The following is a 14818-nucleotide window of genomic DNA, read 5'->3' as shown; positions in this document are numbered from 1 at the left end:
ACCTGGAGACACGACGATGAGCCTGATCCTTCGCATTCTGTTTGTCATCGCCGGAGCCGTCACGGCGCTGTTCGTTGCGCGTGATGCGCTGAACTTCACCATCATCCAGACCTTCGTCGCCATACTGCTCGTGACGGCCGTCCTGCTCGCCGGGAGTCTCTGGAGCCTGCGGCGGAAGGCGTGAGCGGCACGGAATCCACGAGACCGGCCGGGCTGAGCGAGGCCGAGGCCCGGGCGCGGCTGGAAGAAGACGGCGCCAACGAATTGCCTCGGCCCGAACGACGCAGTCCCCTGCGCATCGTCATGGAAGTGCTGCGCGAGCCGATGCTCGTGCTGCTGCTCTGTGGTGGGCTGGTCTACCTCCTGCTCGGCGATCTCAGGGAAGCGCTGATCCTCCTGGTCTTCGGTGCGATGTCGATCGTGATCACGGTTGTGCAGGAGACCCGGACCGAGCGCGTGCTGGAAGCCTTGCGCGACCTGAGCAGCCCGCGCGCGCTCGTGGTGCGGGATGGTGCGCGTCGACGCATCGCTGGCCGCGAGGTCGTGCGCGGCGATCTTCTCGTTCTTGGCGAAGGGGACCGGATTCCGGCCGACGCCGCGCTGGTGGACGCACGCGATCTGCAAATCGACGAGTCGCTGCTGACCGGCGAGTCGGTGCCCGTCCGCAAGCAGGTCGCCGACAAGGCCGCGTCAGCCGATCACCGGCCGGGCGGCGAGGATCAGCCCTTCGTGTATTCCGGTTCTCTCGTCGTGCGCGGCGAGGGCCTGGCGCTGGTGGAGGCCACCGGCCCGCGCAGCGAGATCGGGAAGATCGGGCTGTCGCTGCGCGGCTTGCAGGCCGAGCCGCCCCGGCTTCAGCAACAGACCGCAAGACTGGTGCGGCTCTGCTTCGTCGGCGGCGCGGTGGTCAGCCTGGCGGCCATCGCGCTCTACGGAGTCTTGCGTGGGGATTGGCTGCAAGCGCTGCTTGCGGGCATCGCCATCGGCATGGCGATGCTGCCGGAAGAATTTGGCGTCGTGCTCACCGTCTTCATGGCAATGGGAGCCTGGCGGATTTCACAAGCCCGCGTCCTGACGCGGCGAGCCGCCGCCATCGAGGTCCTCGGTTCTGCGACCGTCCTGTGCACCGACAAGACCGGGACACTGACGCAGAACCAGATGACCGTCGCCGAGCTGCGGCTGCTCGACGGGGCACGCATGCGTCCGGAGACCGCCGGGCGGGATGATGCGAGGCCCGAATTTGCCGAGCTGGCGCGTTGCGGTGCCCTGGCGAGCTCTCCGGAGCCGTTCGACCCGATGGAGAAGGCTCTGCATCTGTTCGCGCACGCCGTCTTGCGGGGAGACGATGCGCCGGATGGCGAGCGGACGCTGGCGCGTGGCTACGGTCTGCGCCCCGAACTGCTGGCCATGACGCAGGTCTGGCGGATAGCCGGCCGGGCGGACCTCCTCGCATGCGCCAAGGGGGCGCCCGAAGCGATTGCGCGGCTGTGCAGGATGAATGCTGCCGACCAAGAAGCGGTGCGCGATGCCGCCAGCGCGATGGCGAAGGACGGGCTTCGCGTGTTGGGGGTGGCCGTTGCCGTCTGCGATGACGATTCACTCCCGCCCTCGCAGGAGGCTTTCGCGTTTCGATTTGTCGGCCTGGTCGGGCTTGCCGATCCGCTGCGGCCCCATGTCCCGGAGGCGGTTGGCGAGTGCAGCGCGGCGGGGATCCGCGTCGTCATGATCACGGGCGATTATCCGGCAACAGCCGTTGCCATCGCGAACCAGGCCGGGCTCGATGTTCGTGACGTCATGACCGGCGATCAGGTCAGGCTGGCGGACGACTCGGAGCTCGCGGGACGCGTCGGGCATGTGAACGTGTTCGCCCGGGTCTTGCCGGAACAGAAGCTGCGCATCGTCCAAGCGATGAAGCTCAACGGCGAGATCGTGGCGATGACCGGCGACGGCGTCAACGACGCGCCCTCGCTCAAGGCCGCCCATATCGGCATCGCGATGGGAGGGCGCGGGACCGACGTCGCGCGTGAGGCGTCGGCGATCGTCCTGCTCGACGACGATTTCGGTTCGATCGTGTCGGCCATTCGTCTGGGCCGCCGCATCTACGACAATCTGCGCAAGGCAATGGCCTTCATCTTCGCCGTTCATGTCCCGATCGCCGGACTTGCGCTGTTGCCTCTGGTGTTCGGGTTGCCGCTGATCTTCAGTCCGGTGCACATCGCGTTTCTGGAACTGATCATCGACCCCGTATGTGCGCTGGTGTTCGAGGCGGAGCGGGGCGAGCGCGATGCGATGACGCGTCCGCCGAGACGGCCTGATTCCGAGCTGTTTTCATGGGCACTGGTTGGCTGGAGCGTGCTTCAGGGCGCCCTCGCTTTTGCCCTGACCGCCATCATATTCGTCGGCGCGCTTCGCTCCGGTCTCGTCGCCGACGAGGCGAGGACGCTCGCCTTCGTGACGCTCGTCGTCTGCATCGTCGCTCTGGTCCTGGTCAACCGGTCCTTCAGCGCATCGTTCGCGTCCGCATTCTTCCGGCCAAATCCTGCATTGGCCTGGATCTTCGCGGTGGTCGCTCTCGTTCTCGCGACCGCGCTGCTCTGGCCGCCGGCCTCCAGCCTGTTCCGCTTCGGTCCGCTGCATGCGGACGATTTGATGATCACGCTCGGCGCGGGACTGCTGGTGCTGACCGTGCTCGAAGTGCTGAAACCGATTTGGGCGCGGCGGCTTCGGTTCTAGCGACCGCTCAGGTCTCCCGATGCATCTCCGACTCGCTCGGCTCCGTCTTCCCTTACGCAGCGTCAAGGGCGGCACGGATAGATTGGACGTCTGCTTCACGCAGCCGCGTCGCGATCGATCTTCCGTAATCGCACGAAGGCGGCCCAGGCCCGCGGATATTCCTTGTCCGTGGGATCGATCGTCAGCAGCGCGCGGCATGCCTCCTTGATTTCTTCCGGCGAAGGACGCCTCGTTGGCCCCTCGGCTGATTTCGACTGCTCCCAGCGAGCCTCGATATCCTTCGCAAAGGCCAGGGCCTCGGCTGTCGTCCGCTTCTGCGTCGATTTCGCCAGGGAATGGCCCGGGGGGAACGTCGGCCATGCCGCCGGCGGCTGGTCGACACGCCACGTGAGTTCATCCTTCCGTGTCGCCTCCACGCGCGAACCTGGATGCTGCTCTGCTGGCGTCCAGCCTGGCCCGGCCGAACCTGACGAGACTGCCGATCCCGGCGCGACTGCCGAGCCTGGTGCGTGTGCTGCCGTCTGTCCGGCCAACTGGCCAAGCTGCTGTTCCATTGTTCCGCCGCTGGACTTGGGGATGACCTTTTCGACGGTCTTGATCATCGACAGGGCGCCGGGCGAGATCAGCGTCCTCTGGTCGGCAATTTTGTCGTCGGCCGCGATTGGGCAGGGGCTGTATGTCGAGCGCTGCGACGTGATCCGACCGTCGTCGTCGATACGGGCATAATCGATCGCGACGGTGTAAACGAAGGCGGTCTCAACATACTGCCTCTCCTTGTCCATCGCCTTCACGGAGCCGCACACGTATCTTGCGTTGTCCGCGTCGACCGTTCGCAAGCCGCTAAAATGAGCTGAATTCGGCTCGATGAGGACGCGTGCGACGGCGGCTCGCGCCATGCCGTGCTCCGATTGAAGCATGCTCCATATTTCGCCGGGGTTGATGGCGTCGGGCTGATAGTTCCATGCGTATCCAGCGGCGAAGAACGTTACGCCGATGCAAGTCGCGACGGCGAATGCTCGCACGTTCATAAGACGGATCCCCTAAGCAGGCACGACTCATCCGCGTCTCCGTTGACGGAGACTGCGCGAGTTGTGTCGAGGTATTTCTGCTAGTTGAGGGTGAGTGTCTTAATAAAACGTGTCTGATTGTGAAAACGTTAGAGTTCCCGTAAAACGGGAACCCCGCAGGTTGCATTTTCCGGTGCGGCGTCGCGTTCGCGACACGGAGCGGTCGGTCACTTCTTGGGCAGCCGGCCCATCAGATAGAATTCGTCGTTCGGCCGCATGCCGGTGAAGTTCGCCAGCCGGTTCGACAGCGCGAAGAAGGCCGAGATCGCGGCGATGTCCCAGATGTCGTCGTCGCTGAAGCCGTGCGGCGCGAGCGCGGCGTAATCCTCCTCCGAGATCCGCTGCGCGTCGGCCGAGACCTTCATCGCGAAATCGAGCATTGCCTTCTGCCGCGGCGTGATGTCGGCCTTGCGATAGTTCACCGCGACCTGGTCGGCAATCAGCGGGTTCTTGGCGCGGATGCGCAGGATCGCGCCATGCGCGATCACGCAATACTGGCACTGGTTGGCCGCCGAGGTCGCCACCACGATCATCTCGCGTTCGGCCTTGGTGAGGCCGCCGTCCTTCTCCATCAGCGCGTCGTGATAGGCGAAGAACGCGCGGAACTCGTCGGGCCGGTAGGCCAGCGTCAGGAAGACGTTCGGCACGAAGCCGCTCTTTTCCTGGACAGTCAGGAGGCGCGTGCGGATGTCGTCAGGCAGCGTGTCGAGGGCGGGAGCGGGGAAGCGTTGCGCGGCTGTTTTTGTCATGAGCATGGATTCCGGCTTGGGGCCGGCAACCATAGTCGATGCGGGTGCCCGCCTCAACGTGCTGTCATCGCCCGCCTTGTGCGCTCTTGCGCACTGGGGCGGGCGATCCAGTATTCCAGAGGTCGCAGTGATTGAATCGAGAAGCCGCGGCGTACCGGATGCCCCGCCTGCCGCCTACGCTAAAGCTTCGGCGCCCCTCGACCTCAACCCCGGCGAAGCCTTGGCGTAGCCGGGTCGCGGGGCATGACAATGTGAGGAAGCGGTGTCCGCCCCTTACCGCAGCGGCTTCTTGAGCAGCGAGAAGCGGTCGGGGTCCAGCCCCATCGAGGGCTGCAGCATCGGGGCTTCGAGGCTGGACATCGTCTTGGCCGGCGGGGCCGAGAACACCGGGTCGTTCGGCGTGTCGCGCTGCGAGGTGGCACCGCGCCAGCGTTCGAGCACCGCGCCGACGAAATGCATGTCGTGACCGGAGGTGACCGACGGCACGCTGCTGATGGTGGCCTCGCCGCGCGGCAATTGGTGCGGCGGCACCTCCTTGAAGCGCAGGCGCGTCGGCAGTGCGACGCCTTCGCCGAACGCCAGCACCTCTCGGGTGCCGAGCGATGGCACGAAGGACAGCAAGTTCGCCGCGGCATCCGACACCGCAGCGCGCAGCAGCGCCTGGTCGCGTTCGTTGGCAAGACGCATCGTGAACAGCGTGTTGCACTGGGAGATGATGGTGGCGTCGAGCTCGGCCGGGCGCTGGGTGATCAGCCCGAGATAGACGCCGTATTTGCGGCCTTCCTTGGCGATGCGCGACACCGCTTTGCGGGTCGGTCCAAAGCCGATGTTGCGATCGGCGGCGGCGTAGCGGTGGGCTTCCTCGCAGACGAACAGCATCGGCGAGACGCCGTCGCTCCACAGGCCGAAGTCGAAGGCCATGCGGCACAGCACGGAGACGACGGAATCGATGACTTCGGCCGGGAAGCCGGCGAGCTGCATCACCGTCATCGGCTTGCCATTGGCGGGCAGGCGGAACAGATGGCTGATCACCTCGGCCATGGTGTCGCCGCCGACATTGGCGTTGTCGAACATGAAGGCATAGCGGGGGTCGTTGCGGACCGCCTCGATGCGCGAGATCAGCTTGTGATAGATGATGCGCGAGGAGCGGTTTTCCAGCTTGCCCATGCGCTCGTCGATCAGCGATATCAGATCGACCAGGCGATACGGCACCGGCGTATCGACGGTGAAGCCGATCTGCTTGGGATCGATGCGCTTGAGGCCGAGGCGATCGGCGTTCTGGTACTGCGTGTAGATGCCCTTGGCGATCGGGATCACCTCGGCAAGGACGTCGAGCTCTTCGGGCACGCCGGCGCGGCCGCCGAACAGCACGTCGACGATTTCCTCGAAATTGAACAGCCAGAACGGCAGCTTCAGGTTCCGCGGGTTGAGCACCAGCGCGCGGTCGCCGAAGCAGCGGCCGTATTCGTTGTGCACGTCGAGCAGGAAGATGCGCAGGTTCGGCCGTGCCTTCAGGATCTCGTTGAGCAGCAGCGACACGCCGGTCGACTTGCCGACGCCGGTCGATCCCAGCACGGCAAAATGCTTGGACAGCATTTCCTCGATATCGACATAGGCGACGACCGAGCGGTCCTGCTGGAGGAAGCCGACATTGATCTGGTCCGACCCGGTCGGCGCGTAGATGGTGCGCAGCTCCTGGCTGGTGATCAGGTCGACCGAATCTCCGATGGTCGGATAGTTGGTGACGCCGCGCTGGAATTTGGCCTTGTCGGCGGCGTTGAGGATCTCGCCGAGCAGGTCGACCGAGGCGATGGCGATGTAATTGTCGGCGCTCGACAGATTCTCGCAGGAGACCTCGGTGATCATCGCGACGATGACCGAACTGGCGCAGCGAATGCTGACGAAACGGCCGACGGTCGCCCGAACCTCCGAGATCGGCATCTGGCTTGCCGCCAGAAGCCCGACCCGGGCGAGCGATCCGCGTACCGAAATCACGCGTCCAAAGGATGTCACGATGAATGAACCTGGCAAGAGCGAGGGATTTGCACCGGACTATGCGCGGCCGCGGCTGCACAAACGGTTAAACGGCAGTCGCGGCCGCTTCGTTAAATCCGCGACAATTCGGCCGACAGGTGGGTTCCTGATGCATACCAGGGGGCGGAAACGGCCGGAAAATGCTCCTTTTTGGGGCCGGCAGGCGCTCAATCGAATTAAGGAAGATTTTACCATTCGGGCAGTCCGTCCGCCGTTCGGGGGTGGTTCTCCTCACGCGCAGGGCGCCATTCGGTCCGGGATGCAAGGGTTGATTTGTTGACGGGACCTAATCATTTGTACATTAGTACAAATGAACTCAGCGCCGCCCCTTGCGCATGAGCCAATTGCGGCCCCGCGCCCGAATGCACGATCCGGTTCCTGCGGATCGCAGTCACGCCCTGGAGGAAAGCATGCAGCCCGAACCGATCCTCGATCTGGCCCATCTCGGCCATATGGAGCTGCTGACGCCCAAGCCCGACGAGAGCCTGAAATTCTTCGTCGACGTCATGGGCATGACGGTCAGCGGCCGTAAGGGCGAGTCGGTCTATTTGCGCGGCTGGGACGATTACGAGCGCTACTCGCTCAAGCTGACGGCGTCGAAGACCTCGGGCATGGAGCACATGGCGCTGCGCGCGCGCAGCCAGCAGGCGCTGGAGCGCCGGGTTGCCGCGCTCAAAGGCTCCGGCTTCGACATCGGCTGGATCGACGGCGACATGGGGCAGGGGCCGACCTTCCGCTGCCGCGACCCTGATGGCCACATCGTCGAGCTCTATTACGAGACCGAATGGTATCAGGCGCCGCCGGAGCTGAAGCCCGCGCTCAAGAACCAGGCGCAGCGCTTTCCCGCGCGCGGCGTCAATGTCCGACGCCTCGATCATCTCAACTGCCTCGCCGTCGACATCAAGGCGAACCGCGAGTTCTTCGAGAATTATCTCGGCTGCCGGCTCACCGAGCAGATCGTGCTCAATGACGGCCGCGAGGCCGCGATGTGGCTGACGATGTCGAACAAGAGCTACGACTTCGCCTATTCGCTCGACCATTCCGGCACGCCGGGCCGCTTCCACCACGTCACCTACGCGCTCGACAGCCGCGAGGAGATCCTGCGCGCAGCGGACATCTTCCTGGAGAACGGCATCCACATCGAGACCGGCCCGCACAAGCACGCGATCCAGCAGACCTTCTTCCTCTATGTCTACGAGCCCGGCGGCAACCGCGTCGAGGTCGCCAATGCCGGCGCGCGCCTCATCCTCGCACCGGACTGGAAGCCGATCGTATGGACGGAAGAGGAGCGCAAGAAAGGCCAGGCTTGGGGCCTGAAGACGATCGAGTCCTTCCACACCCACGGCACGCCGCCGGTGGAGGCGAAGAAGCACGCGTAGAGCATGAGCGGCCGACAGCAGCGCTTTCTCCGTTCCCTCCCTATCGCACACGATATTGGGCGTGCCGAACTAGCTCGGCCTGCATGGTTCGAGACGCCCGCTTTGGCGGGCTCCTCACCATGAGGGTCTGATATCTCGCCGCAAAACGCGACCTCATCCTGAGGGCCCGCCGTAGGCAGGCGTCTCGAAGGATGGCCGCAGGCGAGCTTGCTGCCATGCCTTTCTTCGTATCGCCTTAGTGCGGAGGCGATCGCACGCGCGCGATCGTTTCGCGCACGCCGGTCCAGGCCGGCTTGTCAGGTGCGAACTGCTTGCGCAGGAAGGTGACGAGCACCTCGACCTGCGCGTCGCTCATGCTGTTCCTGAACGCGGGCATGTAGCCGAGATCGCTCGATGCGGGCTCGGTGATGCCGTGCAGGATCACCTGCACGAGATTGTCCGATGTCGCGCTGTGCAGATTGCTGTTGAGCGCGAGCGAGGGCCGGCTGCCGAACAGCGGCAGGCCGCCGACCTCGTGGCAGACGGCGCAGGCGCCCTGATAGAGCCGCGCGCCGGTCGAGGCGGCGGTGGTGACTTGCGTTGCGCTCTCGAGCCTTGCGGCAAGCGCATCCGGCGCCTCGGTGGCAGCATCGTTGAACGAGTTGAGATAGACGGCCATCGCGCGAATGTCATGGTCGGGCAGGGCCGTGAGATCCCTGACAACAGGCGCCATCGGGCCGGCGGCGACGCCGTGATAGCGCGACTGGCCGGTGCGCAAATAGGCGTAGAGCTCGTCCTCGCTCCAGGGGATCGGTGCGTGCGATAGTGACGTGAGTGGCGGCGCCTCCCAGCCTTCGGCAAAGCCGCCGGCGAGATAGGCCCCGCGCTGCTCGGCGCCGAGCGCGTTGCGCGGCGAATGGCAGGCGCCGCAATGGCCGAGACTCTCGACGAGATAGGCGCCGCGATTCCACTGCTCGGATTGGGCGGGATCGGGCTTGAAGTCCTTCTGATGAAACAGCGCATTCCATCCCGCGAGCAGCGGCCGAATGTTGAACGGGAAGGCGAGCGTGTTCGCGGGCGCCGTCGCGCGCACCGCGGGCTGCGCCATCAGATAGGCGTAGAGCGCCTGGAGGTCGGCCTCGCTGGTCCTCGAAAAATGCGTGTAGGGGAAAGCGGGATAGAGCTGCCGCCCGTCGCGATGCAGTCCGTCGCGCATCGCGCGTTCGAAGGCAGGATAGGACCATGCGCCGATACCGGTCTCGACGTCGGGCGTGATGTTAGTCGCGTAGATCGTGCCGAACGGCGTTTGAAGCGCGCGGCCGCCGGCGTTGAGCGCACCGTTGACCGTGGTGTGGCACTCCGCGCAATTGCCGAGCGCGGCAAGCTGCTGGCCGCGGGCGATGGTTGCCGCGGAATAGACCGATGCATCGGGCCGCGCGATCGGCGCGATGGCGCGCCCGGGCAAGAAGGCGGCGCCAATGCCGATCGCGGCGGTGCAGACGGCGGCAATGGTCGCAAAGATGCCGGCGCGTTTGGCGAACGGATCCTCCCAGATGCGGGATGGTTTTGGCGCGGCGGGCGCGGGCAGAGCTTGCGGCACGGGCGATGTTTCACCGTGCAATCCCTTCAGAATGCGCTCGGGCGTGAACGGTGGCTCGCGGAAGCGCACACCGGTGGCATCGAAGATCGCATTGGCGATCGCCGCCGCGCTCGGCACCGAAGCGGATTCGCCGACGCCGAGGGGCGGTTGGTCTGGCCGCGGCAACATCAAGACGTCGATCTTGGGCACGTCGGGGAAGGGGATGATCGGATAGGCGCCCCATTCGCGCGCCGCCACCGCGCCGCGCTCGAACGAGACCTCCTCCATCAGCGCGCGGCTGGTGGACTGGATGACGTTGCCATGGATCTGGTGGCGCACGCCGTCCGGATTGATCATCAGGCCGGAGTCCTGCCCGGCGACGACGCGCGTCACGCTGACGTCGCCGGTGGCCTTGTTCACGGCGACGTCGGCGACCCAGGCCGACCACGCCGCGCCATAGCCGGGGAACTTGCTGTGGACGTAGAGCGCATAGGCAAAGCCGCGCCCGTGCACGACCTCGCCGTCTTTCTCTTCGCGGACCGGCCGCGGCGTCCAGCCCGCGCGCTCGGCGACCGCATTGACGAGATCGACGGCGCGCTGGTCTTTCAGATAGCGCAGCCGGTATTCGATCGGATCGACGCCGGCTTCCGTTGCGGCCTCGTCGATATAGGACTCATGCGCAAACGTGTTCGGCAGCGCCGAGACGCCGCGAAGCCAGGACGCGCGCACGATCGGTGCCATGTCATGGGCGACGACGCGCATGTGGTCGTAGTCGTAAGGCGGGATCGCGGTGCGGTCGCCCATCTGGAGCACGGCCGGATCGGGCGACACGCGACCCGTCAACAGCAGCGCCAGCGTCGGCGCGGCGTTCGAGGGATAGCGCGTGGCGAGGTCATAGGCCGCGACGCCGCCGTCGGCGTTGAGGCCGCCATTGACGTCGACGAGCTGCGCGGTGCCTTTGGGCTCCCAGGCGTGCTCCTGCTCGCGCGTCAGCTGCACGCGCACGGGGCGGCCGACCGCGCGCGACAGCAGCAGTGCATCCGCGCTGACGTCGTCGGCGCAGTTGCGGCCGTAGCAGCCGGCGGCCTCCAGCCGGATGACTTCGATCTCGCTCTCGGGACGCTCGATCAGCAGCGCCAGATCGCCGCGCAGCAGATGCGGATTCTGCGTGCCCGACCAGACGCGGATGTTGCCGTTCTGGTAGTCGGCGACCGCGCAGGACGGGCCGATCGACGCATGCATCTGGTACGGCCACACATAGGTGCGCTGCATCGGCTTGGCGGCACCTGATATCGCCGCATCGACGTCGCCCTTGTCGATCAACGTCCGCGGTGTCGACGGATTGGCGCGCAGTGCGGTCTCGACATCGGCGAGATCGGTGAGATCGGGCGTCGGCTTCCAGCTCACCTTGAGCTGCTCCGCGGCGCGAATCGCATTCTCCTCGCGCTCGGCGACGATCCCGACGAAATCGCCGATGCGCACGACGGCCATGATGCCGGGAACGTCGCGCACCGAGGATTCGTCGACTGCGATGAGGCTGGTGCCGACGAACGGGCCGGCGTCGACGCCGGCATAGGGTGGACGCACCACGCGGCCGTGCAGCATGCCGGGCAGGCGGATGTCGTGCACGAAGGTCAATTCGCCCGTGGCCTTCGCCGGCAGATCCACCCGCGGCATCGACTGGCCGACGATGGCGTATTCGCCGACAGGTTTGACGGCGACGTCGTCAGCAAGCTCGAGCCGGATCGCCTCGCCGCCGATCAGCTCGCCATAGCTGACGCTGCGGTTGTCGTGCCCGCGCACGAGGCCGTCTTCGATTGTGAGATCGGCCGCCGGCAGCTCCAGCCGCTCGGCCGCGCGCGCGATCAGGAACTGGCGCGCCTGCGCCGCGGCCTTGCGCAAGGGCACGGCAGTGATCTGGATGGTTTCACTGGCGATCGTGGCGCCCTGGTTCGGCACCACGGCGGTATCGCCAAGCACCACGACGACGCGCGCAAAGGACACGTCGAGCTCCTCGGCGACGATCTGGCCGAGCGCGGTGCGGATGCCGGTGCCGAGGTCGACATGGCCGTTGTAAGCGGTGACCGAGCCGTCCGTGGTGATGCGGACGAAGGTCTCGGATGTGCATTCGTCCACCGTGTGGACGACGACGAGCGAGCCGCTTTGACGTTCGGCTTTGTTCGAGGAAGGGGAGGCCATCAGTCGGCGGCCTCAGTGAGCTGACCCGATGCGTGCATCACGGCGCGCAGGATTTCGACATGCGTGCCGCAGCGGCAGAGATTGTAGCGCAGCGCCGCCAGCGCTTCCTGCTCGGTCGGCCGCGGGTTGATCGCGAGCAGCGCCTTGGTGGTCATGATCATGCCGTTGAGGCAGTAGCCGCATTGCGCGGCCTGCTCGTCGATGAAGGCTTGTTGCACCGGATCAGGCTTGTCGCTCGTGCCGAGCCCTTCGAGCGTCACGATGTCGCGTCCCGCGCAGCCGCCGATCGGGATGACGCAGGAGCGCGCGGCGGCGCCGTCGATCAGGACAGTACAGGTGCCGCATTCGCCGAGACCGCAGCCATATTTCGGGCCGTTGAGCGCGAGGTCGTTGCGCAGCACATAGAGCAGCGGCGTCTGGCGCTCCGCAGTGATCTCGTGGATCCTGCCGTTCACGGTGAGGCGGATCGGTGTCTGCGTCATCCCTGTTCCCAAGCCCCGCGATGATCGGGTCGCAAAAATTGTACGTTGCGACGATACCGTTTGTACACAAACGTGCAAGCGGCCATGCCGCAGTGCAGCGCGACTGCCCGCTTTGTGGACAAAGGCGGCAGGCAAATGAGGTTTTATTCGGCAGGCGCATCTTTTCGCGCGCGCCGCCGCTTGACAGCTATCGGGACCGCGCGCAACATCGTTCGTATACGAATGATAACCGCAGTGTCCGCTGGCTTGCACATGGTGACTGAAACGACGAGCGCCGCCACCGACAAGATCCGCTGCGATGCCTGTCCGGTGATGTGCTACATCAAGCCGGGCGCAGCGGGCGCCTGCGACCGTTATGCCAACCACGACGGCAAGCTCGTTCGCGTCGATCCGCATGTGATCCTGGAACGCACCGTCTCGCATGGCGGCAAGCTCGTGCCGTTCAGCCGCACGGAAGACTGGGACGGCAAGATCGTCCACGAACCCTCGACCTTCGTCACTGCGATCGGCGCGGGCACGACCTATCCCGACTACAAGCCGGCACCGTTCATCGTCTCCGCGGAAGTGGACGGCGTCGACATGGTGACCGTCGTCACCGAGGGCATCTTCTCCTATTGCGGCATCAAGGTGAAGATCGACACCGACCGCTATCTCGGCCCGGAGACCGCGACCGTTCGCGCCCAGGGCGAGGCGGTCGGCCACGTCACGACAAGCGAATACGGCTCGCAGATGCTGTCGCTCGGCGGCGTGCATCACCTGACCGGCGGCTCCAAGAAGGAGGGCCGCGTCACCTGCGACACGCTGATGGACCTCGCCAATTGCAAGGCGGTCGAGCTCACCATCGACGGCGGCGCCACGGTGGTGGTGCAGGCCGGCCAGCCGCCGATCGTCAACGGCGTGAAGGAAGAGCGCATGCGTGTCGGCTGCGGCTCGGCGACGATCGGCATGTTCGCCAAGCAATGGCACGGCAAGGTCGACGAGGTCGTCGTGGTCGACGACCACATCACCGGCGTGCTCTCGGAGCACCAGGCCGGCAAGCTGCTCGACATCGCCGACACCGGCATCAAGATGAAGGGCCGGCGCTCGACGCCCGGCCGCTATTTTCAGGTCGCCGATCCCGGCACTGGCTGGGGCGGCACCAACATCTCCGATCCGCTCGCGATTCTCGGGCCGTTTGATGCCAAGGAGGCCAAGCCTGGCCTCTCCATGCTCATGGTCTCCACGACGGGTGAACACTCTTCCTATTACGTGCTCGACGAGGCCCTGAAGCCGGTCGAGACCGAGATGCCTGATGATTTGAAGTTCTCGGTCGAGCGCATCCAGGAGAATTGCGAGCCGGCACTGTGCACCGTGCTGTTCATGGCCGGTGCGGGCGGTTCGCTGCGCGCGGGCGTCACCGACAATCCAGTGCGGCTGACGCGCTCGGTGAAGGACGCGCTGACCCGCGTCACCAGCGGCGGTGCACCGGTCTATGTCTGGCCCGGCGGCGGCATCACCTACATGGTCGACGTGACGCAGATGCCTTCAGGCGCGTTCGGCTACGTGCCGACGCCCGCTCTGGTCGCGCCGATCGAGTTCACGATGAAGCTGTCCGACTATGCCGCACTCGGCGGACACATGGATTATGTGAAGCCGCTCTCCGAGGTGCAGGGCGGCGACGATGTCCGGCAGTTGCCCTGGCAGAACCCTATTCCGGGGCCCCGGGCATGACGCGGCTCCCGCAAATCGCATGGCTGTCTGATGGTCGGCGGCTGCATTTGCAGGATGGTCCGATTGATCTGATCGTCGAGGCGAGGGGGGATGCGAGCCAGGTGCGAGCGGCCTATGACGCCGCGGCGCGCCGTTTCACCGGGCTGCTCGATGAGCTCTGCGTGGAGCTGACGGAATTGCGTAAGGCGGCGGAGCCCGGAACGTGCTCACTGAAGGGCGTCGTTGCCCGCCGCATGTATGCCGCCGTTGCGCCCTATGCCGCCGATTGCTTCATCACGCCGATGGCCGCGGTGGCCGGCAGCGTGGCCGAGGAGATTCTGGGGGCAATGCTGAACGCGGCATCGCTCGACCAGGCCTATGTCAATAATGGCGGCGACATCGCGCTGCATCTTGCGCGAGGCGAGCATTTTTCGGTCGGCCTGATGGACCGGCCCGGTCGCGACGGCGTGATGCGGAGGATGAAGGTCGATGCTGATGATCCCGTGCGGGGGATCGCGACCAGCGGGCGCCACGGCCGTAGCTTTTCGCTCGGCATTGCCGACGCCGTGACGGTGCTGGCGGCAACGGCCGCGCAAGCCGATGCGGCGGCCACGATCATCGCCAACGCCGTCGACCTGCCCGGGCATCCCGCCATCGTCCGGCAGCCCGCGAACGAGCTTCAGCCCGACAGCGATCTCGGCGCGCGTCTTGTCACCCGCGGCGTCAGTGAATTGTCGCCGACGGAGATCGCGGCCGCGCTGGAATTTGGCGCGGAATGTGCACGGCAATTGTTCGATCGCGGATTGATCGAGGGTGCCGTGTTGCAGCTCAGTGGTGATATGCTTGTCGTCGGACCGAAAGATATTGAACGGCAACGATCGCGCCCGCCTGTGCTGGAGAACGCGGTTCATGCCTGAACAGGGACGAG

The 14818-nt window shown here is 65.7% G+C and carries 10 protein-coding genes; 5 read left to right on the top strand and 5 right to left on the bottom strand.

The genetic code is table 11. The features are described 5' to 3' along the window. Positions 1-16: 16 nt before the first annotated feature. On the top strand, positions 17-184 hold the full coding sequence (locus A3M7_RS49565) for a hypothetical protein (RefSeq protein WP_198033709.1): 168 nt from the start codon (positions 17-19) through the stop codon (positions 182-184). Beyond that, positions 181-2733 (top strand): HAD-IC family P-type ATPase, encoded by a 2553-nt coding sequence (locus tag A3M7_RS0106775; protein ID WP_027543247.1) that lies wholly within the window; start codon positions 181-183, stop codon positions 2731-2733. The genes A3M7_RS49565 and A3M7_RS0106775 overlap by 4 nt, the downstream gene beginning before the upstream one ends. A 95-nt stretch (positions 2734-2828) precedes the next feature. On the opposite strand, the gene A3M7_RS0106770 is transcribed toward A3M7_RS0106775, so the two are convergent. The 3 genes from A3M7_RS0106770 to A3M7_RS0106760 all read right to left on the bottom strand — a co-directional run bounded on the left by A3M7_RS0106770 (position 2829) and on the right by A3M7_RS0106760 (position 6562). Further along, positions 2829-3761: a hypothetical protein gene (locus tag A3M7_RS0106770; RefSeq protein ID WP_027543246.1), complete on the bottom strand. Its 933-nt coding sequence runs from the start codon at positions 3759-3761 to the stop codon at positions 2829-2831. Positions 3762-3967: 206 nt separating this feature from the next. Next, positions 3968-4549 (bottom strand): peroxidase-related enzyme, encoded by a 582-nt coding sequence (locus A3M7_RS0106765; RefSeq protein ID WP_027543245.1) that lies wholly within the window; start codon positions 4547-4549, stop codon positions 3968-3970. Positions 4550-4822: 273 nt separating this feature from the next. Beyond that, complete coding sequence (locus A3M7_RS0106760) at positions 4823-6562, bottom strand: ATP-binding protein (RefSeq protein WP_027543244.1); 1740 nt, start codon at positions 6560-6562, stop codon at positions 4823-4825. A gap of 431 nt (positions 6563-6993) precedes the next feature. On the opposite strand from A3M7_RS0106760, the gene A3M7_RS0106755 reads away from it, so the two are divergent. Next, a complete protein-coding gene (locus A3M7_RS0106755; protein WP_027543243.1) occupies positions 6994-7962 on the top strand; it encodes a catechol 2,3-dioxygenase in 969 nt (322 codons plus the stop codon). Positions 7963-8197: 235 nt separating this feature from the next. On the opposite strand, the gene A3M7_RS0106750 is transcribed toward A3M7_RS0106755, so the two are convergent. Together A3M7_RS0106750 and A3M7_RS0106745 are read right to left on the bottom strand one after the other, a co-directional pair. Next, the gene (locus A3M7_RS0106750) at positions 8198-11719 is read right to left on the bottom strand and encodes a molybdopterin cofactor-binding domain-containing protein (protein ID WP_027543242.1); all 3522 of its coding nucleotides are present in this window, start codon (positions 11717-11719) and stop codon (positions 8198-8200) included. Continuing rightward, complete coding sequence (locus A3M7_RS0106745; RefSeq protein WP_027543241.1) at positions 11719-12201, bottom strand: (2Fe-2S)-binding protein; 483 nt, start codon at positions 12199-12201, stop codon at positions 11719-11721. Before A3M7_RS0106745 ends, A3M7_RS0106750 begins: the two co-directional genes overlap by 1 nt. Before the next feature lie 252 nt (positions 12202-12453). Between A3M7_RS0106745 and A3M7_RS0106740 the strand changes: the two genes are divergently transcribed. Both A3M7_RS0106740 and A3M7_RS0106735 read left to right on the top strand, forming a co-directional pair. Then, positions 12454-13911 (top strand): hypothetical protein, encoded by a 1458-nt coding sequence (locus tag A3M7_RS0106740; protein ID WP_027543240.1) that lies wholly within the window; start codon positions 12454-12456, stop codon positions 13909-13911. After that, positions 13908-14807: a UPF0280 family protein gene (locus A3M7_RS0106735; RefSeq protein ID WP_027543239.1), complete on the top strand. Its 900-nt coding sequence runs from the start codon at positions 13908-13910 to the stop codon at positions 14805-14807. Before A3M7_RS0106740 ends, A3M7_RS0106735 begins: the two co-directional genes overlap by 4 nt. Positions 14808-14818 lie beyond the last annotated feature (11 nt).

The organism is Bradyrhizobium sp. WSM2254 (assembly GCF_000472645.1).
GTDB lineage: Bacteria > Pseudomonadota > Alphaproteobacteria > Rhizobiales > Xanthobacteraceae > Bradyrhizobium > Bradyrhizobium niftali.
Note: the sequence above shows the minus strand (reverse complement) of the source record. Positions and strands in the feature narration are given on the sequence as shown.

What these genes read in the sequence shown, in the direction of transcription:
- A3M7_RS49565 (WP_198033709.1), top strand. Translation starts at nt 17, where the DNA reads ATGAGCCTGATCCTTCGCATTCTGTTTGTCATCGCCGGAGCCGTCACG.
- A3M7_RS0106770 (WP_027543246.1), bottom strand. Translation starts at nt 3,761, where the DNA reads ATGAACGTGCGAGCATTCGCCGTCGCGACTTGCATCGGCGTAACGTTC.
- A3M7_RS0106765 (WP_027543245.1), bottom strand. Translation starts at nt 4,549, where the DNA reads ATGACAAAAACAGCCGCGCAACGCTTCCCCGCTCCCGCCCTCGACACG.
- A3M7_RS0106755 (WP_027543243.1), top strand. Translation starts at nt 6,994, where the DNA reads ATGCAGCCCGAACCGATCCTCGATCTGGCCCATCTCGGCCATATGGAG.
- A3M7_RS0106750 (WP_027543242.1), bottom strand. Translation starts at nt 11,719, where the DNA reads ATGGCCTCCCCTTCCTCGAACAAAGCCGAACGTCAAAGCGGCTCGCTC.
- A3M7_RS0106745 (WP_027543241.1), bottom strand. Translation starts at nt 12,201, where the DNA reads ATGACGCAGACACCGATCCGCCTCACCGTGAACGGCAGGATCCACGAG.
- A3M7_RS0106740 (WP_027543240.1), top strand. Translation starts at nt 12,454, where the DNA reads ATGGTGACTGAAACGACGAGCGCCGCCACCGACAAGATCCGCTGCGAT.
- A3M7_RS0106735 (WP_027543239.1), top strand. Translation starts at nt 13,908, where the DNA reads ATGACGCGGCTCCCGCAAATCGCATGGCTGTCTGATGGTCGGCGGCTG.